19 protein-coding genes are annotated in these 20973 nt (G+C 38.8%); 5 read left to right on the top strand and 14 right to left on the bottom strand.

Features of this window, described 5'->3' with window-relative positions:
• Nucleotides 1–357: 357 nt before the first annotated feature.
• The 7 genes from IHV10_RS12015 to pyrH all read right to left on the bottom strand — a co-directional run bounded on the left by IHV10_RS12015 (nucleotide 358) and on the right by pyrH (nucleotide 7874).
• Nucleotides 358–1275: a proline dehydrogenase family protein gene (locus IHV10_RS12015; protein WP_197129547.1), complete on the bottom strand. Its 918-nt coding sequence runs from the start codon at nucleotides 1273–1275 to the stop codon at nucleotides 358–360.
• Between the two features lie 386 nt (nucleotides 1276–1661).
• Complete coding sequence (locus IHV10_RS12010; protein WP_197129545.1) at nucleotides 1662–1910, bottom strand: DUF2573 family protein; 249 nt, start codon at nucleotides 1908–1910, stop codon at nucleotides 1662–1664.
• A gap of 35 nt (nucleotides 1911–1945) precedes the next feature.
• Nucleotides 1946–3031, bottom strand: a complete 1086-nt coding sequence (locus IHV10_RS12005; RefSeq protein WP_197129542.1) for a copper resistance D family protein — start codon at nucleotides 3029–3031, stop codon at nucleotides 1946–1948.
• Between the two features lie 154 nt (nucleotides 3032–3185).
• Complete coding sequence (locus IHV10_RS12000; protein ID WP_197129540.1) at nucleotides 3186–4070, bottom strand: hypothetical protein; 885 nt, start codon at nucleotides 4068–4070, stop codon at nucleotides 3186–3188.
• Between the two features lie 138 nt (nucleotides 4071–4208).
• Nucleotides 4209–5297 carry a Ger(x)C family spore germination protein gene (locus IHV10_RS11995; RefSeq protein WP_197129538.1) on the bottom strand — a complete coding sequence of 363 codons (1089 nt, stop codon included), beginning with the start codon at nucleotides 5295–5297 and terminating at the stop codon, nucleotides 4209–4211.
• On the bottom strand, nucleotides 5294–6817 hold the full coding sequence (locus IHV10_RS11990) for a spore germination protein (protein WP_197129535.1): 1524 nt from the start codon (nucleotides 6815–6817) through the stop codon (nucleotides 5294–5296). The genes IHV10_RS11995 and IHV10_RS11990 overlap by 4 nt, the downstream gene beginning before the upstream one ends.
• 322 nt (nucleotides 6818–7139) lie before the next feature.
• Nucleotides 7140–7874, bottom strand: coding sequence for a UMP kinase (gene pyrH / locus IHV10_RS11985; RefSeq protein ID WP_137791752.1), 735 nt, complete (start codon nucleotides 7872–7874; stop codon nucleotides 7140–7142).
• Nucleotides 7875–8237: 363 nt separating this feature from the next.
• On the opposite strand from pyrH, the gene IHV10_RS11980 reads away from it, so the two are divergent.
• Nucleotides 8238–8999 carry a hypothetical protein gene (locus tag IHV10_RS11980; protein ID WP_197129532.1) on the top strand — a complete coding sequence of 254 codons (762 nt, stop codon included), beginning with the start codon at nucleotides 8238–8240 and terminating at the stop codon, nucleotides 8997–8999.
• A gap of 72 nt (nucleotides 9000–9071) precedes the next feature.
• On the opposite strand, the gene IHV10_RS11975 is transcribed toward IHV10_RS11980, so the two are convergent.
• Both IHV10_RS11975 and IHV10_RS11970 read right to left on the bottom strand, forming a co-directional pair.
• Nucleotides 9072–9800 carry a ZIP family metal transporter gene (locus IHV10_RS11975; protein WP_197129529.1) on the bottom strand — a complete coding sequence of 243 codons (729 nt, stop codon included), beginning with the start codon at nucleotides 9798–9800 and terminating at the stop codon, nucleotides 9072–9074.
• A 98-nt stretch (nucleotides 9801–9898) separates the two neighbouring features.
• Nucleotides 9899–11638 carry a mechanosensitive ion channel gene (locus IHV10_RS11970; protein WP_197129526.1) on the bottom strand — a complete coding sequence of 580 codons (1740 nt, stop codon included), beginning with the start codon at nucleotides 11636–11638 and terminating at the stop codon, nucleotides 9899–9901.
• 541 nt (nucleotides 11639–12179) lie between these two features.
• Between IHV10_RS11970 and IHV10_RS11965 the strand changes: the two genes are divergently transcribed.
• Genes IHV10_RS11965 through IHV10_RS11955 form a run of 3 tightly spaced genes read left to right on the top strand, consistent with a single transcriptional unit; the run spans nucleotide 12180 to nucleotide 14787 of the window.
• Nucleotides 12180–13208 (top strand): ABC transporter ATP-binding protein, encoded by a 1029-nt coding sequence (locus tag IHV10_RS11965; protein ID WP_197129523.1) that lies wholly within the window; start codon nucleotides 12180–12182, stop codon nucleotides 13206–13208.
• Entirely contained in the window at nucleotides 13192–13980 is a 789-nt protein-coding gene (locus IHV10_RS11960; RefSeq protein WP_197129520.1) for an ABC transporter permease, read from the top strand. The genes IHV10_RS11965 and IHV10_RS11960 overlap by 17 nt, the downstream gene beginning before the upstream one ends.
• Before the next feature lie 3 nt (nucleotides 13981–13983).
• Nucleotides 13984–14787 carry an ABC transporter permease gene (locus IHV10_RS11955; RefSeq protein WP_197129517.1) on the top strand — a complete coding sequence of 268 codons (804 nt, stop codon included), beginning with the start codon at nucleotides 13984–13986 and terminating at the stop codon, nucleotides 14785–14787.
• 70 nt (nucleotides 14788–14857) lie between these two features.
• Here IHV10_RS11955 and IHV10_RS11950 read toward each other — a convergent pair whose 3' ends face one another.
• The 4 genes from IHV10_RS11950 to IHV10_RS11935 all read right to left on the bottom strand — a co-directional run bounded on the left by IHV10_RS11950 (nucleotide 14858) and on the right by IHV10_RS11935 (nucleotide 18334).
• A complete protein-coding gene (locus IHV10_RS11950) occupies nucleotides 14858–15457 on the bottom strand; it encodes a superoxide dismutase family protein (RefSeq protein ID WP_231619512.1) in 600 nt (199 codons plus the stop codon).
• Nucleotides 15458–15523: 66 nt separating this feature from the next.
• On the bottom strand, nucleotides 15524–16210 hold the full coding sequence (locus IHV10_RS11945) for a peptidase E (protein WP_197129998.1): 687 nt from the start codon (nucleotides 16208–16210) through the stop codon (nucleotides 15524–15526).
• A gap of 122 nt (nucleotides 16211–16332) precedes the next feature.
• On the bottom strand, nucleotides 16333–17646 hold the full coding sequence (locus tag IHV10_RS11940; protein WP_197129515.1) for an ABC transporter permease: 1314 nt from the start codon (nucleotides 17644–17646) through the stop codon (nucleotides 16333–16335).
• Entirely contained in the window at nucleotides 17630–18334 is a 705-nt protein-coding gene (locus IHV10_RS11935) for an ABC transporter ATP-binding protein (protein WP_197129512.1), read from the bottom strand. Before IHV10_RS11935 ends, IHV10_RS11940 begins: the two co-directional genes overlap by 17 nt.
• 157 nt (nucleotides 18335–18491) lie before the next feature.
• Between IHV10_RS11935 and IHV10_RS11930 the strand changes: the two genes are divergently transcribed.
• The gene (locus IHV10_RS11930; protein ID WP_197129509.1) at nucleotides 18492–20129 is read left to right on the top strand and encodes a M20/M25/M40 family metallo-hydrolase; all 1638 of its coding nucleotides are present in this window, start codon (nucleotides 18492–18494) and stop codon (nucleotides 20127–20129) included.
• A 16-nt stretch (nucleotides 20130–20145) separates the two neighbouring features.
• Here IHV10_RS11930 and IHV10_RS11925 read toward each other — a convergent pair whose 3' ends face one another.
• Nucleotides 20146–20910, bottom strand: a complete 765-nt coding sequence (locus tag IHV10_RS11925) for a DUF4931 domain-containing protein (protein ID WP_197129507.1) — start codon at nucleotides 20908–20910, stop codon at nucleotides 20146–20148.
• Nucleotides 20911–20973 lie beyond the last annotated feature (63 nt).

The raw sequence follows: 20973 nt of genomic DNA, 5'->3' as shown, positions 1-20973 counted from the left end.
GAGGTTTTTTTCTTTTCTAAACTTTCATTTATATCTTATGCAGGAAGGTTGCCTATAGTTTTTCTAGTGGATTTGATGTCTTTTAATAAGGCTGTTTTCGTATTCATTGTTGCTTTTGAAAGAAGTTGATTTTCCGTTCTAGATGCTCCATTTCCGCGGGGGCGAGCAGTAAGTCACTTCTCGCTTCGCGCGGGTAAGTGTCTCACCTGCTCACTCGTTCTAGCCGAGAGTCTCGCATCTTCCACTCCAATCAACAGACAAAGAAGAAAAAGATTAGAAGCAACAATCCTTAGAAAACAGCATGAATAAAATAAGAGGAGCCTGTGTTTAAGACAGACTCCTCTTGATTACTACTATTTATTTTCCAAACACACCTTTTAATACGAACACAACGTTTGCCGGACGTTCAGCAAGACGTCTCATGAAGTAACCGTACCAGTCGTTTCCGTATGGTACATAGATTCGCATCTTGTAGCCTTCTTGCATCAGTTGGTCTTGTCGCTCTACACGAATTCCGTACAACATTTGAAACTCAAATTGATCATATGGGATGTTGTGTTTTTCAACCAAGTCTTTTGTATATTGGATGATCTCATCATCATGTGTTGCAATCGCGGTATAGTTTCCGTTCAATAGATGAGTTTCGATCAGCTTTTTAAAGTTATTATCTACATCGCTCTTTTCCGGGTATGCGACAGTTTGAGGCTCTTTGTAAGCACCTTTTACTAATCGCAGATTCGGATGATATTCATCTAACGTTTGAACATCTTCTAGTGAACGATACAAATAGGCTTGAATAACAGTGGAGATGTTATCATACTCACTCTTTAGCATCTTAAACACTTCAAGCGTTTTTTCACAACGAGAATAGTCTTCCATGTCGATCGTTATAAAAACATTATGTTTTGTAGCTGCATCCATAATCTTTCTCATGTTGCTCAACACGAGTTCATCACTAATGTCTAGTCCCATGGAAGTCATTTTTAGAGAAAGCTGTGAATCAAGCTTTTCTTTACTGATGGCTTTAATTGCATCTATACAATGCTGAGTCATTTCGGCAGCTTCTCGTTCGTTGTCAACAAACTCACCAAGATGATCGATCGTAACAGGCATTCCCTTTTCGTTCAAACGTTTGATAGCAGAAATAGAACTATCAAGTGTTGCACCTGCCACAAAACGACCCGCTCCGAAACGTAGACCGTATCTTTTAGCAAGGTTGGTTAACGATTTATTTTTAGCAAGAAATAAGAAAAAATTGCGCATGAGTTGTTCCAATCCAATTACCCCCTAGTACCCTTAAAATATTAAATAAGATTGGTTAAATTCTTTCTATGTTGTAACCGCTTTAAATATATCATTTTTTTTGCGAATATTGTCGATTTTGCAATATTAAAAATATTTTTCATGTAAAAAATGAATTAATCATGTCGTACTGCTATTTTTACGATACATGTTTTATGTTTCTGACATGTTCGCCGGTAAATGGCTGAGTCTCACCGATACAAGACAATGTTTCACCGCCAACACCTTACGCTCCACCCCAAAAACGTCCCTCACTACTTGGAACTACTAACTACCTTCATATCACTGATAGTATCAGAAAAAGAATGGCATACAAAAGAAAAGACAGTCTATATGACTGCCTCTATGTTATATCTTATTTATTTCTGTTCATTTCGGTGCTTTTCGTTCAATTCTTTAATCTCATGAACCACATTCTTCATCGCTTCCTTGGCATCTGGGTATTCTTCATTCCAATGTTTTACTAATGAAGGCATACTTTTTGCGATGAATGAATATAGAGCATAAGATTTCACCATCTCTATATGTTTTGGATCTGAACTTCCTACGAGAAGCTCAGCATATTTCTCCATTAGACCATCCAACTGTAGTTGTAATTTATCATCCATGGCTAACTACCCCCTAGAATCATTCAAAACATTTCTTATAGTGATACAGAAGACATGATGGCTAAATAAATCGCCATCGCTGCCAACACTGAAGCGACTACTGCAAGTATCATACTTTTGTTTCGCTTTATCGTGGCAAGTATAGATAATACAAGTACTATAGCAAATGCTAGCCAAACGAGACTCATCATCGAGAAGCTGAATGACAGCATCGGATTATCTCCTGGAATTAAACCAGTAGAAAAAGTAAACAGCTTAGATGGATCTTCCATTTTTAACGTATCGGCTACATCATGAGGTGGTGTTTGCTGAGTCATTAACGCTGTTGCTACAAATGCAGAAAACAATAAAATTCCTTCTGCTTTAATCCATTTGTTAAGTGATAATCCACTTTTTCCTTGATCTAATTTCTTTTTTAACCATATTCCGTTTATGAGACTATAAATAACGATGATAAACAATAGAATGTGTTTGATCAACAGTGCTTGGCCGTAGTCCAACAAGTAGCTGTTCAAATATTCAGGAACAATATAGTTCATCAACCACAATCCAGCACCGATCACGGTTGCTAAACAGGCAACAGCCAATGGCGTGAACCATTTATAAAAGGACAGGCTGGGTCCTTCTCCTTTGCTGAAATATCCGGTTACGAGTAGAACCCCCGACCATGTGGTCACAGCTATAAAATGTAAAGAGTGAGCCAAGAATCCTAACGATTCTAAACTTGCTGCATGACTCGCATATCCAACGGAAACTCCCATCCCCGCTATCAAAAAGACGGCTAATCCGGCAAAGAATCGATCTTCTTTAATATCATTAAATAAAACCATAAAAAACAATAACACGGAGATACCGGTTAAGAAAAGCCAACCCTTTCCTACTTCAAAACTAAAAACGATGTTCTGAAACGTCAACCAATATCCGAAATCCTCTCCAAGATGCATCGTAAGCCTCATAAGCTCTCCGATGCCAAACAAAGGGATTAAAGCAACTAAAAGTAAGATAAGCTTTTTTGAAATATAGATTTCCGGACGATTTCCTCGTGGAACTGAATATAGAATAAACGCACCCATTAATAAGGCAAAACAAACATATAACATGACTTTAGCGACAATAAACATAAAATTGAACTCCTTCACAACAATCTATGCTTATTGTATCAGGGAATCGGAAAGGAACAAAAATTAAGAATGACAATAAAATGAAATCTCTTATCAAATAAAAAAAAGCTAACAGGTGAGCGCTTTCCGCGCCTCTATTAGCTTTTTAATGAAGTTATCGATTTCCTCGCTGCACGACTTTGGATAAGAATTTGACTCCATCACCATAGCTTAACTTTCTTGCAGCACGTCTAAACTCTTTCAACCCTTTACGCGTGACGTTGAAATATGGATCAATGAGTCCTTCTTCTTTTAATTGATTGGCCGTTTCAATCGTTATGGAGTGTTGAATCTCTCTCATCTTGTGATTGAACTGCTCTAAACTTGCATTTAATACAAACTCTTTTCCTAATAACTGCACAATATCTTTTGCGTTTCCAGTCTGAGCAGCTTCTTCATCTAAGTATTCTTCTTCAACATATCCTTGTTCGAAGTCTTCTTCATCAGCAGGTTCTTCTAGAGGTTCTAATAATGAAGTAATTCGGATAATCTCTTGTTTTGCTAACATGATTTCTTTTTCTTTTTGCAGCAAATAGTCTATGTAATCTTTTTTATCTTCTTCATGAAGGTCTTCTGTTACTAAGCGGTTCTTAACTTCATTCTGAACTTGCTTCATTCGCTTAATCTGCTCTTCTTGAGATAATAATTCGCGCACAAGTTCTTCTTCCTCAGATTCCGTTAATATGACCTGATCTTCTTCTATGTATTCTTCCTCTATGCTCTCTTCTTGCGTTTCTGGCTCAATCTTATTTTTGTTAGCTATCGGTATAACTGACTTCCCGGCAGATACAAAAGCCATGAGTGCTTCATTTACTTTTACATAAAACATACTGCAGATCCCTATCGCAAAAACAGCTACAAGGAATGCAAGCAAGTCAGAAAAATGAAACGTAAATTCAGTGATCACTAACTTGTACATAAACACTAATGATAGTAGGCTGACTAAAATAATTTTAAACCAATGGTTCCTAATTTTAATTTTCTCATCTGTTGTACTCAAATCAATTGCCCCCTTTAACTCGTTATCCTATAAAGGAATAACCATATAAATATTCGCGATTGATTTATTTTTTTGTCCGCAGAAAGAAGAATACAAAGAAACAGCTTTCCATAACGAATGAAAAGCTGCTAAGATACATTATTCGATAACCCCAGACTCTACAATCTCTACTTCAGTTGATACATTGATTTTCATAGAAGGATATTGCTTCTGAAACACTTTATAATCCCAACCTTTTTCACGCCTTCTCACTTGATCACCTAGACCAAGGGGATCTACTTTTAATTTTTGAAACTTTTTAACGACTCCCTGCGCTTCTCGTTGTAATTGTTTCGTCAATGTCTTTTCAACGAGAGCGATGTTCGCTGGCTCCTCAAGGTTCAACCAATGTGGATACTCATGAATCTCACCAAGAATCTTCATCTTTATATTAAATTGAGGGATACCATTCACTTTTTTTAGTTTATAGGTTGTCGTTCCTTTAATGTTACGGATAACAGCATGGCCCTTCCTTTTTTCTTTTTCAATCTCCACCTCATAGTTACCTGACTTCGAACCGTCGAGAAGAACTTTAAAAGCAAAGGATTGACGATGATTTAACTTTCCAACATATTCGTCCCCTTTAAACAGAGCTATACCTTCAAGCTGAATTGATTTTTTGTGCGTTTTTACGATCGGTAAGAAAGGGTCCATACCTTCACCATAATAGCTATAAAGAAACACATGCAAATTCGTTTTGGGTAAATTCTCACTCTTAATATTCTGATCGAGCAAATCTGCTAAATACATGGACGGAAGAGCAGAAGCTGTATACTTCGTTGTTAAAAGTTCATTCGTGTTACCATTTACAACAGTTAAAAACAGCCGATTCCCTACATTAGGATCTCGATATAATGAATTCACGATCTCCAATATTCCTTTTTCGGCAAAGCGATCATTAAAAAGAACAACACGCAATTGTCCTGTTGTGAGTGTTTTAGGTGATTGTGTATTGAGTTTAGATCGTATAAACCGGCTCGTATGAGAGACTGCTGTTAATGTTTCAACTCGAACATTTCCATCCATATTAAACACGGGATAAGTGATCGTTCCTTGAATACTTTCATCTGGTTTCTTATCAAAACCAATAGCATGTATAAGCTGTACTTCATCAATGATCTCTTTAGGCACACATCCTGCCAAAATAAAGATAAGAGAAAGGAGGAACATTCTATAATATTTTTTCATTCGTCGATATCCTTTTTCTTTCTCATTTCTTTAACCTTATCTTTAGATGGTAGCTCAGTACCTAATGAGATGGGGCGTTTCAACAGTCGGTTGTATGGAAGTCTGAAAATCGTATCTGTCATATCCAATAAACGCGGCGGATAGATCGGCTGTAGATAAGGTCTACCTAATGACTCTAGTCGCAGAAGATGGACTAAAATAAATGACATAGCAAGTATAATACCCACTCCGCCCCAAAGTGCTGCAAAAAAGATAAATGGAAAACGAAGAATCCGAATCGTATTTGCCATTTTATAGATCGGTGTTGTAAACGAAGCTAGTGCAGATAATGATACGATGATCAAGAGAATATTACTCGTTAATCCCGCTTCTACAGACGCCTGTCCGATTACGATACCTCCAACGATCCCGAGTGTTTGACCAACTTTCGTAGGAAGACGAGCTCCCGCTTCCCTCAACAGTTCAATCGTCAACTCTAAAAACAATACTTCTAATATAGGCGGAAACGGAATGTTCACTCGTGACGAAATTAATGGTGCTAGTAGATCTTTAGGAATCATCTGATAGTGGTAAGTTAGAACGGCCACATAAAGCGGTGTTGCAAAGGTTGAAAAAATAACAGAAAGAAAACGTATGAAGCGGAAGAGTGAGCCTAGAACCCATGATAAATAATAATCTTCTGGTGAAGCAAAATATTCTGAAATTCCCGTTGGTCCGAGAAGCGCTTGAGGTGATCCTTCAGAGAGAATCGCAATTTGTCCATAATTTAACATGGACACAACCCTATCAGGTCGTTCAGTAGTTATAAGCTGCGGAAACACTGATTTCGTATTATCCGATATGATCTGCTCTAAATAAGAGCTATCCGGAATAACTTCTAGCTCAATATCCTTGATTCGCTGCATCACAGTGTTCAGGTTTTCTTTTTCAGCAACGCCTTCTAAATAAGCGATGATAACACGTGTCTTAGAAAACTTTCCAAGTACGACTTCCTTAAATCGAAGTTCAGGAACAGGCAATCTTCTTCTGATCAAATAAAGATTGCTATCTAAATTCTCTATAAAAGCTTCTTTCGGTCCAATAACAGAGAATTCAATTTCAGAAACAGATACTGGCCGGTTTGTCGCAAAGTTCTCTGCCCGGATGACGGCACATTCTTCGTCATATTCACCGAGTTGAACAACTATAAAGCCACGTAACAGCTTGTTTTGAATCTCTTTTACATCATTTGTGATTGTAACGCTCTCGATCGGCAGGATATCTTTTAAGTCTTTGATGTTCTTAAAATCTTTGCTGTGTATTAAGTAAGGCAGTAGATCTCGATGAAGCAATTCTCCATCAATCATCGCTTTATAATAGGAAATATAAATATTGTGATGAACCGTCTTTTGAGGATAATGGATAAAATCAGCAGACTCCTTGGCATTATCCACTAGTTCTCTAATGTCACTATAAGTATTATCAGAAAGATCAATCGTGTGGCTCTGCTCTTTCGGCTTCTTTTTTAACCATTTCATCATAACGTCTCACACCTCTTTTCTACTTCTTAATATGAGATGAGGTGAGTCGAAATATACAAAAAAGCATTCCAGCAAGTGACAGGAATGCTTTGTGAAAGTCGCATTTTTTAACTAAAGCATCATTTGCTTTTATTATTCACTTCATTCGTAAGTTGGTTGCATTTGAAGATGTGTAACCTATAACATGATAAGCTTCTCGCATGGATACGACGAGAAAGCTCACTGTGACCACCGAACGTTCGTGGAAAGCGAGCATCTGCAACGGAAATCAACTACTTTCAAAAGCAACAGTGAATACTAAAAACAGCATTTAAAAACGTATTTATACGAGAGCTGTTTCTATGTTGTGACTGATGAATGTCCCTACATCTTCACCGTTACAGATTTTAAGAAACGATCCTTCTTGGTTAAAATCAAAGAGGTGGATCGGCAAGCCATGATCACGAGCAAGAATTAGCGCCGATTGATCCATCACTTTTAAATTATTCCTTATGGCTTCGTCATAATGCAAAGTGGCATATTTCCTTGCTTGTTTGAACCGGTTAGGATCGCTGTCATAAACACCATCAACTCCCTGCTTTGCACAGAGTATGGCATCACAGTTCATCTCTAACGCTCTTTGAACAGCAGGATAGTCAGTCGTAACGTATGGTTGACCGTTGCCTCCAGCAAAAATGACGACATATCCTTTGTTCAAGTGATGTACCGCTCTTAAGCGAATGTAAGGTTCTGCTACAGCACTAATCGGAACAGAACTCATGACTCTTACTTCTTGGTCAATCTTACTTTTCAGGACTCCTCGAAGCATCAAGCTATTGATGACTGTACCTAGCGTTCCGATCTGATCAGCTTCTACTCTTTCAATTCCCCAATACTCTGCTAAATTCCCTCTAAAAATATTACCTCCACCTACAACGATAGCTACTTCAATACCTTTTTCAAGAACAGACAACACTTCTTTTGCAATATGGTTTAAAGAAAGATGATCAAAACCTGATCCTTGTTGGCCAGCCAAAGCTCCACCACTTAATTTAATCAGTACTCGTTTATAGCGCATCTGCTTTTTCCTCCTTCTTCATACACATAAAGAAAAATGAGTACAAAAAAAGAACAAATGACAATAAATATGTCATCTGTTCTTTCGATTAATAAGATGGATTGTAAAGAAATGAGTATTGTTGTTTCGTGTCCCGTTCATTACAACCCCTCCTCTTTTCTTCTTTTCACCCATTATATACAAAAAATGGGTCGAGGTGAAATCTTAATTTATTTTTCGCTAAAACATTCATCAAATAAATAAAAACAAAAAAATACGCTCTAATTATCAAAATTATAGACAAGTGTCACATGCACTTTCAAATCTTGTTACATATAATGCATGGACAAGAAATAGTCAATACCATTACCAGGAGGCAATATTTTGAATTGTAAAAACAAACTCTCACCTCGAGAGCTTGCTAATTTATTATGTAAGCATGTTACAGTCAGAGCAGGGGAAGATGTAGAAGAGTCTGGCAAACTAGTCTGTGTTGGAAGAGATTTTATCGCCATCAAAACAGATGACAGAGAGGTTCTTTATTTTCCTTTAAATAATGTAAGATCCGTTTCAGTAGCAACTGACAGAAACTGTTGCAACACGGACCGTAAGAAAGTTTGTAATGATACGTTCCAAAGCATCTTACGAAAATTAATCAACTGCAAAGTAAGAGTAAATGATGGAAGTGACGATGATGGCCAAGTTGAAGGCGTTCTAACTCGTGTCAACCGTACATCCATCCAAGTGGTTGAAGACGACGAACTCGTAATCATCGCGATCGGCTCTATCAACTTTATTACACAAGCAGGCGAAATCGGCGACGACGAAAGCAGCAACTGCAGAATCTTATGCTGTAAAAAGGAAAAGCCTTGTTGCAAGAAGAAAGAAGAATGTAAAGTAGAGTGTAAGAAAGAATCTTCTTCAAGTTCACCTATCATATGGTGTAAGCCTGAATCTTCATCTTCTTCCTCGTCTTCCTCAAGTTCATCTGTACTGTGGTGCAAAAAAGAATCTTCATCTTCATCATCTTCATCATCTTCTAGCTGGTGCAAAGAGTCTTCCTCAACGCATGATCATTGGAAGAAAAAGAAGCGCAAGAAGAGAAACTCAGAGGATCTAGAATCTAGAGGCTGGTTCAAGCTTTAATCATCATAAAGCTGTTCAAAAGTAAGGATACTTACTTTTGGCAGCTTTTTTTTATCGATTCCTAGGCTCATTTTATGATAGATGAGTCAGAAGCAACGAACATAGAAGTCCCAAGGAAGTAATAAAACCAACAGCTACTCCCGCCTCTTCATGAGCTTCAGGTAACATGGTAGACGCTACCATCGCCATGATAGCACCTCCGGCAAATGCGCCGATCAACGAAAGTGAAGCCACAGATGCATTTTCCAATAAGACATATCCAAGAAACGCAGCTAGTGCAGAAATAGCGAAAACAGAAAGCCACATACCAATAATTTTACGGCGTGAAAAACCTTCTCTTAACAACCCAATCGAGCTTGACAGACCTTCAGGAAAGTTACTTAAGAAGATGGCAACGACAAGAAGCCAGCTTACTTTACTATGATCGATTAAGCTCGCACCAATTAAAACAGATTCTGGTATGGCATCTAACAAAGTTCCAAGAAAGATCGCCATGCCTACACCTTTTGTTTTCTTATCGCCTGATTTCTTTCTCTCATGGCCACCCTTTTTAGCTAGAAAGCTATTTATACCAGTAAAGAGAGCTGCGCCAAAAATAAAGCCAGCAGATGTAACCATCAAATCACTCTGCTCTACTGCCTCAATTAAGAGTTCAAAAGAAACCGCACCTATTAATATCCCTGTTCCAAAAGCCATGATCCATGCTGTCCATTTTTTAGGAATTCGAAAAGCGAGGGCTGTAAAACATCCTAATAGTACAGCTGAACCTGCTATTCCTCCCCAAAAGGCGGCAAGTAGCATTCTCTTTACCTCCTTTTCCTCATTTATTATCACTATTAAAAACGACTCATAAAGGGATAGTTTCACCTCTATGAGCCGATTTCATTCTATTGTTTTCTTTAGTCATTTCGTTTTGGATTATTGTTGATGCCAAATTCATCACTAGGTGTGTTTAGATGATCAAACTGACGATCTTTTGCAGTTGTATGTGGTTTATTTATATCTACATCAATAAGATTGCTTTCCGGTTTAGAAGAGTCTGTACGGAAATCTTTTAAACTCGTCTTGTCTTTCCATTCTGCTGGGTCGGGACTTTGAATCGTTGTTTCTCCCATCTTGCGGCTCCATTTATTAAGAGTTCGTCCAGCCGCTTCACGACCACCGAGTCCGAATGCAAGACCAAACGCAATCGTAAATCCACCTAATATGAGGATGAATGCTGCGTTTACGATCGTTTTCGCTACTCCAAGCTGATCAAGAGCCATAAAGAAAGCAAGGGTAATAATCGTATATTTTGCAATGTTGCCTAGCAGCTTTCCTTCTGTTTGCTGTTTGAACATACTCTGAACAACGCGTTTCACAAGGTCTCCGGCGTAAAAGCCGATTCCTAGTATCAACACAGCCGTTAACACCATCGGAATATACGCAAGTACAACGGTTAGTATGTTAACTAAGCTCTCTAGCTTAACAAGCTGAAGTGCTTCAATCGTAAACAACAGCACAACCACCACTTGAGCTGCATATCCAACGATCTCAGAGATCGTGAACGTCTGATTCGTCTTATGAAGTGATCCAAGACCCATCTTATAAAAGATGCCATTGAATCCAATTCGTTCTAATAAAGTGGTAACTGCTTGTTTTACCCATCTACCAAGCCATAATCCAACTGTTGCTAAAAGGATAGCAACAATGATATTTGGAATCATGTCCATGATCTGACCTAACATACCGATGGCAGGACCTGAAATTCCATTAATATCAAGCGTTTCTAGAGCTGAAATCACAACTGGAATTAAAATAAAGACATACACGATTGTTCCAACGATTTGAGAAAGAGAGGTTTTTTCAAGCGCACGTTCAGCACCAAGTTTTGAAGCTAAACGATCTGTACCAATGCTCGCTAAAAAGTTAACTAAGATCTCTTTAACGATCTTAGCAACTAACCACCCTACAAAAAGAATGATTGCTGCTCCGAGCAGTTTCGGTAAGAATGCGAAGAGGCCTGTCAGCATACCTTCCAATGGTTCAGAAATGGCATCAATGCCTAAAGCAGATAACACAGCTGGCAGGAACAATAACAATGTGAGGTAAAATACAGCTTTTGATGCAGAGAAAACCGCCATGTCGGATTGTCGTGGATCACGAGTCAGCTTCCAACGATGTAATACCCTTTCAAATCTCGTGTTCTGACCAAGTTTTTTCACCAGAATGGATAATCCTGCTGCAATCAACCATGCAACTGCTGCGATAAGGGCTGCTTTTAGTAGGTTAGGAATCGCTGCCGCAATCACACCTAATGCATTTGAGACCGGTTGTGCGACATACGGAAGACTGAGCATGTTCAAGAACATGACAACGGCTACTGCCATCAGTATCCAAAATACAACCTTACTAATCACTTCTTCAGAAGAATACTTTCTAGTGCGCGTTTGTTCCACTTGATCTTCATGGATATCAGGTTTCATCCACTTCAAGACTTTGTTGTCAAAATCCGTTTTGTGTAACGCTTTTTTAACTGCTTTTGCAACCAATGAGGCGATCAGCCAACCAAATAATAAAACTAAAATAGCAAGAAGCAAATCTGGCAATCTTCCCAAATAGGCCATCCAAGAATCTGTAACTCCATTGTAATCGTACATGTTCGTCCTCCTTTTTCTCATTTAATAAGGCTGTTTTTCTATTCATGTTGCTCTCTGTAGTAATTGATCTCCGTTTCAGATGCTCGCTTTCCGCGGGGCAGGCGGTGAGCCACATTCGTACGTTTCACTTTTAAGTGTCTCACCTGCCCACCTGTCCCGCAGGAGTCTCGCATCTTACACTTCAATCAATATTCAAAGAAGGAAAAGACAAAAAATAGATACAACAATTTTCTAGAAAACATAGCCTTTCATAAAAACGTCTACATTAGCTCTACTTTCCCAAAGCTTGATTTCGTTAAACTAGCGCTTTATATTCGAAAACAAGGATATATTTTACATTTGTTGTAGTTTTCGGTATACTTAGTGCAACCGTTTTCAAAAAGGAGAAGGATAACATGTGGATTTCTATCATACAATCAAACTAACTTCATATCCCTTCTTAACCTGACGCGTTTTTTGGTGAGCAAAAAATTACATATGCACACATATCCGCAGGTATTTGTCTGTGGTTTTTTTGTGTTCATTTTTAAGGAGATCTAACATGATAGTTGTAAAAAATCTTGAAAAACATTATAAGATTGCCAAACGAGACCCTGGCTTAAGAGGAGCCATAAAATCGTTGTTTCATAGGAAATTCGAAACGAAAAAAGCGGTTAAGAAGATCAACATGCATATTAAAGCTGGGGAGATGGTTGGATATATTGGGGCGAACGGTGCTGGGAAATCTACAACGATTAAGATGTTAACAGGCATACTCACTCCAACATCAGGTGAGGTAAAAGTAAACGGCATCATCCCTTACGAAAACAGACAACAAAACGCAAGTCATATTGGTGCTGTATTCGGTCAGCGTACACAATTATTCTGGGATATTCCGGTCAGAGAAAGCTATGAACTTCTCAAACACATTTACGAGATTCCTCAAGCTCAGTACGAAGAAACTTTAAAAGAGTTCGTTGATGTACTTCATTTAGAGCCGCTGCTCGGCATCCCTGTAAGACAGCTTTCATTAGGACAAAAGATGCGTTGTGAACTTGCTGCCGCTTTTTTGCACCGCCCAAAAGTTGTTTATTTGGATGAACCTACTATCGGATTGGATGTTGCTGTAAAGGTTCGAATTCGCGCTTTCATCAAGCAAATGAACGCTAGATACGGTACAACCGTGCTTCTTACCACCCATGACATGCAAGACATAGAAGAGATCTGTCAGCGAATCATCATTATTGATGATGGTAGTGTGATCTATGATGGTTCTATCCAAGATATCAAATCGCAGTTTGGTGATAAGCGTGTTATTCATTTTGAACTTGTAGATGCTGCTGATTCATTTGTTTTGCCGGAAGCCATTAGTGCGGTAACAGAGGTTCTCCCAATCAGTGGTGAAAACCCGCATCTTGTATCCCTCTCCTTCAGCAACAAACATATCTCTGGTGCAGAAGTCATTAACACGATGATGAACCATTATTCTGTTGCTGATTTAACCATTGCCGATGCAAAGATAGAAACGATCGTTGAAGAAATTTATGGAAGAGGTATGAAAAAGGAGGTTCAGCATGAGGAAATACTTTGAGTTTGCTAGAGTTCAGATGCAAGTACATGCTGCTTATTCAGCATGGTTCTGGGCCAATACCTTCTCAATTCTGCTTCGGATGCTCGTCATCTATTTCTTTTGGAAAGCCGTTTATAGCAGCCGTACGGAAATCGAGGGACTGCCTTTTGATGGAATGATTACGTATATCATCATTGCGATGTTTTTACAGATGTTTGTTTCAGGCGTTGGTCAGGAACTGGCGCATACGATCAAGGACGGAAATGTGGCAATTGAACTGATGAGACCTTACAACTTAATTACCCGCTTGGTCGCTATGGATCTAGGCGATAAAGTTATTCACTTTGTACGTGGTGCTCTGCCCCTTAGCATTCTTGCATTTATTTTTATGGATATTACCTTGCCAACCACTTGGCAAGGCGGTCTCTTGTTCTTATTCAGTGCATTAATGGGTATTTGGATTGGTACTTTTTTTGATCTATTGATTGCGATTCTAGCATTTTGGACAATAAACCTTTGGGGTCTGCAAGTCATGAAAGAAGCGGTTATCTCCTTTTTTTCTGGCGCGCTTGTCCCGCTTATTCTCTTTCCAGAATGGTTTCAAACGATAAGTCTTTTTCTTCCGTTCCAAGCGATGGTGTATGTACCAGTTGCGATCTACACTGGCATCCTATCAGGAACAGAAGCATGGCTGGCGCTCGGATCACAAGTATTTTGGGCGGTTTCCCTTTTTGTTCTATTAAGAGTATTATGGTCAATCGCAATAAAAAAGGTAACTATTTTTGGAGGTTAGGAGGTGACGCTTATGCTATCACGGTACATAAAATTATATTATTTGTTCTGCAAACAAAACTTAAAAGTCATGTTGGAGTACAGGATGGATTTTTTACTTGGCGTCCTTTCTGTTATGCTTCAGCAATTTGCAGGTATCTTCTTCGTCAAAATTGTTTTTGATCATATCCATGCTTTAAACGGTTGGACCTTTTATGAAATTTTATTTATTTACGGAATTGCTGCTACCGGCCGCTCCATTCACCACATTTTCTTTGATAATCTATGGACACTTGGCTGGCAGTATATAAGACCCGGAAAGTTCGATCGACTTTTGATCAGACCGATCAATCCTCTGTTTCATTTTATTGCAGATCGATTGCAGCAAGATGGTTTTGGACAGCTGTTCATTGGCATTATCGTCATTGGTACAGCGATGCCACATTTAAGTATCTCATGGGGTGTTCTAGAGTTTTTCATACTTGTTGTCATGATCATCGCATCAGGTTTTATCTTCGTTGCGATCAACCTCTTTTTTGCAACTCTGTCGTTTTGGATGGTGGATAGTCTGCCGATCGTTTGGACGATCTTTAATTTAAGTGACTTCGCTCGTTATCCCTTAACGATCTATCATAAAGGAATTCGTCACTTTCTAACGTGGATTGTTCCTTATGGATTTACTGCTTTCTATCCTGCAGCATATTTTATCGAAGGTTCAGGATTCGAGAGGTTGGCTCTCTTAACGCCAGTTGTCGCCATCGTCTCTTGCCTCATTGCGTACTGGTTTTGGAATAGAGGGCTCAGGGCATTTACGAGTACAGGTAGTTAAATTGAAAGCTGGCACCTTATCTTTTGTAGAAGATGAGGTGCCAGCTTTGTTTTTAAATATAGATATGTTCTTACTTTTTAATAACCCCACACAACACACGATCTCCTGAATTACCTGAAGGATCTGTTTTATAGTCATCTGCCTTGTCGTGGATAACAAGGGATGTACCACCATTGGCAAAAAGTGAGTTTTTACTGTCTTCAGAAAGCGTCACGAGGTTGGATAGAACTTCGTCTTTCACGACTCCGCTTTTATCAGCCTTCACATTTTGAATATCTCCTACGTGTGGTCCTTTCGGATTCAAAAATCCATGCTTCTTTTCGGTAGGATTAAAGTGTGCTCCTGCAGATTTGAAGTCGGGTGGTGTACACTTTGCTTTTTCATGAAAATGAATGCCGTGTTCACCCGGCTTTACCCCAGTCGCGTTCACTTCCACCTTAACACCATCTCCTGTTTGGGTTAACGTCGCTTCTCCTGCTTTATCTCCTTTTGCATTAACAAGGTTTACGATATATGAACCGCCTTTCACCTTACTAGATGCAGCTTGAGATTGCGCTTTTGACTCTTCCATATCATGATTTTTATGCTCGTTTTCTTTATCTTTGTTACCACATGATGCGAGTAAGAGTAAGAGCATCGTGTACAACAAAACTGATCCTATTTTTTTCAAAACGATTTACCTCCTGATGATTAACGAATAGTACATTTTCCGCCCAATCATCAGAACTTTAAACCACTATTTTAAAAAAAGTGTCTCAACTTCCTGCTCGCGCACGTTCTCTCCATCAAACTCTACTAGATAGGCCCTCGCGTTTTCTCTTGAACTGACAACGGTTTGCAGTTCGCCATTAATAAAGTGCAGTCCCGCTCCATCATCTGCAGCATATCCCGCTTTCAGTCCATTCGCTACGAGTTTATGATAAGCAGGTCTTCGGTTTGCTTCACCATCATAGTGCGGACAATGACTTCCTGCTATGAAGCCTAAACAATCCAGCTTAGCTAATGGCCCGAACGAATCTGTTACGCCTTCTTCAAACCAGCATAGAGATCCAGCGCTTAGTCCTGCTAATATTTTTCCTTCTTCATAAGCTTTCTTTAAAAGAACATCAAGTCCCCACTCTTTCCAAAGTGCAAGGAGATTTTTTGTATTGCCTCCACCTACATAAAAAATATCTTGCTGTTCTACAAAACTCTCCAAATGTTGGGGTGGTGAAAATAGAGAAAGATGTGTAGGTTCACAGTCTTCCGATTGAAAAGCTGTATAAAATCGTTCGATATATCCATCTGCATCGCCACTTGCTGTAGGAATAAAACAAACCCGTGGTCGATCAGCACTACTTTGCTTCAGAATATACCTATCCAATCTTTTGTTTTCAGGTTCCATGGAAAAGCCTCCGCCACCCATGGCAATAATTTGTTTCATGATGTTTTGTTTCATACTCTCCTTCACTCCTCTGTTATACCTCTTTCGATTTTGATCCAGAGTTATCCTTTCAAAGAAAAAATAAAACACCAGCCGATTTCTTAACATCGGCTGATGCTTCTTTATACATCTCTTCTTAATGCTTTTAATACATCAACTGTGGTAGCTTTGGCTGCTGGCCGCCAACCAGAAAGTAATGTTACGCTCATACAGATCGTAACAGCGATTACAGTCAAACTCCAAGGGATATAAGATAAAATAAAATCTTCAGGTGGCTTTTCGTTCATAAACTGTTCAACGATGATAGGAAGAGCGAAATTGACTCCATAGCTGATAACATACGCTAAAATAGTTCCTAAGCCCACTCCCCATAATCCGATGTATCCACTCTCTAAAAGGAAGATGCGCTTGATCGTTTTTGGTGTAGCGCCGATCGCTTTCATGATTCCAATATCTTGGGAGCGTTCCGTAACAGCCATCGTCATCGTATTAAAAATGCCAATAGAAGCAATGAGCACGGCAATACCACCAATGAAAATCAAGCCCGCTTTAAACAATGTAAAATAGATGTTCAGTTCTTTTAGTTCGCTGACAACTGAATAAGTAAGATATCCTTTATCTTTAATCTTTTCGGACACTGCTTTAACATCTTCGGCTGAAGACGTATATACTTTAACAGAACTATAAGAATCATCACTGTTCTTAAGTTCAGGATCTATTTCACTCAATAGAGGCATCACTTCACCATGTAGATCATCCGTAATCATTACCGAACTGTCTATTATCCATTCTTTATTAGGCTTCTTCTTAATACCTACAACTTTGACTTTCACCGTTTTTATCTGTGTTTCTGTTTTGATTTCCGGATTATCTATCTTCATATGATAGGTTAATGTTTTATTTAACAAATCTCCATCATAAGCTAATTTCTTCATCTTCTTTTGTGCCTCTTCTTCACTCATTCCTTCTGTAAAGTTTTCAGGCATCTCTTTTCTTAATTCTTGAGCAAAATGATACCCGATGATGATCTCATTTTTACTCTTAGGCATTCTTCCTTTGTCAAGTTGCAATCCCGCTTTTCTCTCAGAAGGGATGTTTGCGCTGCTTACGTCAGCATAGCCTGTGTATTCTCCAAGTGACAGTTCATTCGCAGGTACATATTTCTTTCGACTAACCGCTTTAACATTCTTAATATCTTGGAGTTTTTTCACGTCTTCCTCAATCAAAGGACCGTTTTCACTCTGTATTTCAATCTCATTCATCAAACGATAACTCATCACATCATCAACTGCAGTCTTATGAATTGCAAATCCTACTGAGGCGAGCATGATCAAAAAGGCACACCCCATCGTAGATGCTAGGATTGTCATCCATACACGGGTCTTGTTTCTTTTCATATTGCTTCTTACAAATCGATGTTTATCTTTGAACTTCATGAAGCTTGCTCCCTTCTCTTAAGTAACCGTCTCTGATCTCTACTTTTCTATGAGCAATAGAAGCTACTTCATGATCATGTGTAATGATTAAAAACGTAATACCATCTTTTTCATTCAATTCTTGAATAAAGTTTAATAGCTCTTTCTCATTCTCAGAATCAAGGCTTCCCGTTGGTTCATCTGCCAAGATAAGAGGCGGATTCAGGATTAGTGCACGGGCTATACTGACGCGCTGTTGCTGACCTCCCGAAAGCTCTCCTGGATAATGGCTTTGATACTGTTCTAGACCGACTCTCTTTAACATCTTTATTGTTTGTTCTCTTCTATCTTTCTCGCTAACTCCCTTGAGTACTAATGGTAGCTCTACATTTTCATAAGCTGTCATACTAGGAATCAGCTGAAAGCTTTGGAATATAAATCCTAGATGCTCTAACCGAAATTCAGCCCACTTCGATTCAGAATATCCGCTAACCTTTTTTCCATCGATAATAATCTCTCCTGTTTGCGGCCGAATAAAACCAGAAATCAAGTTTAATAGCGTCGACTTTCCTGATCCGCTTCTTCCCACGATCGCTACGATTTCACCTTCTGCTACATGTAGATCGACATGATGAAGAACAGGTACAATATTCTCTTTTTCTTTTTTTCCAATTTTAAAAGCATAGGATAAATCACTTACAGTAATCATGCTGACACCCCTTTGTCCTAAGTGTACTACTTGTTATAATACACATATACCATTTTCTTTTATTATCTGTCAATACATTCCAAGAAACTTTTTAAAGAAGGATTTAAAGGGAAAGAAGAGTATAGGTAACAAAGGCATACATCTAGGAGGTACACATATGTTAAAGTGGCAAACAAAAGAGGGATACAAGAAATTGTTGAAAGACCTCGTTTCTATTCCGAGCATTACTCATCATGATGGAGAATTATTTATGGCCGAGCATCTTCACCATACGCTTTCATCATTAGATTATTTTACGAAGCATCCTGATTACGTTCGCCATCATCCTCTTCCAGATGGTCGAAAACTGATCACTGCATTTGTACAGAATGATCCTTCGATCAAAGAAACCATTATTTTGCTCAGTCATTTTGATGTTGTTTCGGTTGAGGATTTTGGTGAATGGAAGCATCTCGCTTTCCGGCCAGAAGAACTGACTGAAAAGATCATTGAAAATAAGGACCTGCTCCATTCTTTTGTTCAGGATGATCTGAATAGTGGAGAATGGCTCTTCGGCCGCGGCATCATGGATATGAAAGCTGGCGTCGCTCTTCATATGTCCATGATCGAAAAAGCGACAACCGGCCATTTTAAAGGAAATGTACTCATGATTTCTGTTCCTGATGAAGAAGTGCACTCACAAGGCATGCTTACGGGTGTCAGTGTCTTACGTCAGCTTCAAGAAGAATATGATATAAAGTACATCACATGTTTGAACGGGGAACCGAGTTTCACAAAATATCCAGGAGACACAACTTCCTATATGTATACAGGATCAACGGGGAAGATTCTACCTGGTTTTCTTTGTTATGGTAAGGAGACTCACGTAGGTGAGCCACTTGCAGGTATGAACGGAAATGTGATGGCTGCTGAAATTACGAGGGAACTGGAATGGAACGTCGATTATGTAGAGAAGTTTCGAGAAGAGGCTACGCCTGTCCCAACGAACTTGATTCAAAAAGATTTAAAAGATCACTACTCTGTCCAGATTCCTCATGCAGCTGTAACCATGTTTAATCTCATGCTCTTTAATCGATCACTCTCGGATATTACGGATATGTTAATAAAAAGCGCACAAAACGCTGCGATTAAATTAGAAGAACGGCTTTTTGAAAGAAGCAAAAATGTCGCTGAGATCGTACCGTTCACTCCCAAAAAAGAGAGTATTAAAGTACTTACCTTCAATGAACTATATGAACACGCCGTAACTAAATATGGACAAGAAGAACTTGATCGCAGAGAAAACATGCTTCAGACGAACAACCCGAACGCGGATGAAAGAGAACTGACGATCCAATATGTATTTGAGCTAGCGAGTCTTTGCAGAGACATCTCTCCGATGATCGTTTTGTTCTACACACCGCCTTTTTATCCCGCTGTATGTTCAAGCGACCACCCGCTCATTAAAGCTACATCAGATGAGGTAGTCAATCATGCGAATAACACATTCAACAGCGAGCTTGTTAATGTCCACTATTTTAGCGGCTTATCGGACTTGAGCTATATTGGGTTTCACGGAGATTCTCGTGATCTTTCATCCTTCACAAGTAACTTTCCATTACTAGGATCTCGTTATCATATTCCGTTTGATGATATGAGAGAGCTTGATATTCCCGTTATTAACATTGGTCCTCTTGGGAAGGATGCACATCAGTGGACAGAACGGCTCGAGATTAACAAAGTAATGGATGAAACTCATCCTTTAATCATTTTTGCGATGGAAACATTATTTAATCAAGCAAAAAACCAGATCTGAGAAAGATCTGGTTTTCTTATGCTTTAAAGTAGTTATCTTTAATGCTTTGGGCAATTCCTTCTATATTATTCGCCACTTGCTGTACACCATATCCCATATAAAGTGGTGACGTTACAAAACGAGGCATGATCTTGCAATATGTCTTTTCATTATGTTTATAAAAGAAAAGGTTGTAACTTGAACAGCTTCTATGAAAATGATTCAGCAAAAAATGAGCACCCGCTTGAATACAGTCCGCGAATAAAGAAAGTTCAGCGTCTTTTTCCCAAATGACATTCAGTTCATAAAAACCAACTCTCGGTTCAGTTGATACGGTAAACCTTACTCCATCTTTTTCTAGGATAGGCAATCCTTTAAACTGGTTTTCGGAAAAATCATGAAGACAATCTACCTCGTTTAATCCTATGATCTGCATATGAGGATGGCGAATTGTTCCACCTGATAATGGACCATGGTTCTTAAAGAACATCACCGACTTGTACTTGCCGCTGTTTAACATGTGATCCCAATGTTCAAGCCCAAAACGAAGGACTTTGTATAGATGATCCTTAGAATAGTTGGAGAGCTCTCCTTCACATTCATCTGTTTCAATCAAGACAGTTTGAAAGGCACCATCGAGAACGGTATATTTATTTTTAACAAGAATGATCGAATCTTGCTTATCCAAAACTTCTTCTAACTCATCAATACGACAAAACGGACAAGGTGTTTCTTTATTTCTAATACTATTAGGCTTTTGAGCTCCTACTTCTGTAAAAAAATTAATGTGTGTTTTTTTCATTCTTTTCACCGCTTTTGCTTGTTTCCTATCTATTTTCTAGTTGTTTTAATGAAAACCTTTTTA

The organism is Fictibacillus sp. 5RED26, from assembly GCF_015903895.1.
GTDB classification, from domain to species: Bacteria; Bacillota; Bacilli; order Bacillales; family Fictibacillaceae; genus Fictibacillus; species Fictibacillus phosphorivorans.
This window is presented reverse-complemented; position numbering and strand designations above follow the sequence as displayed.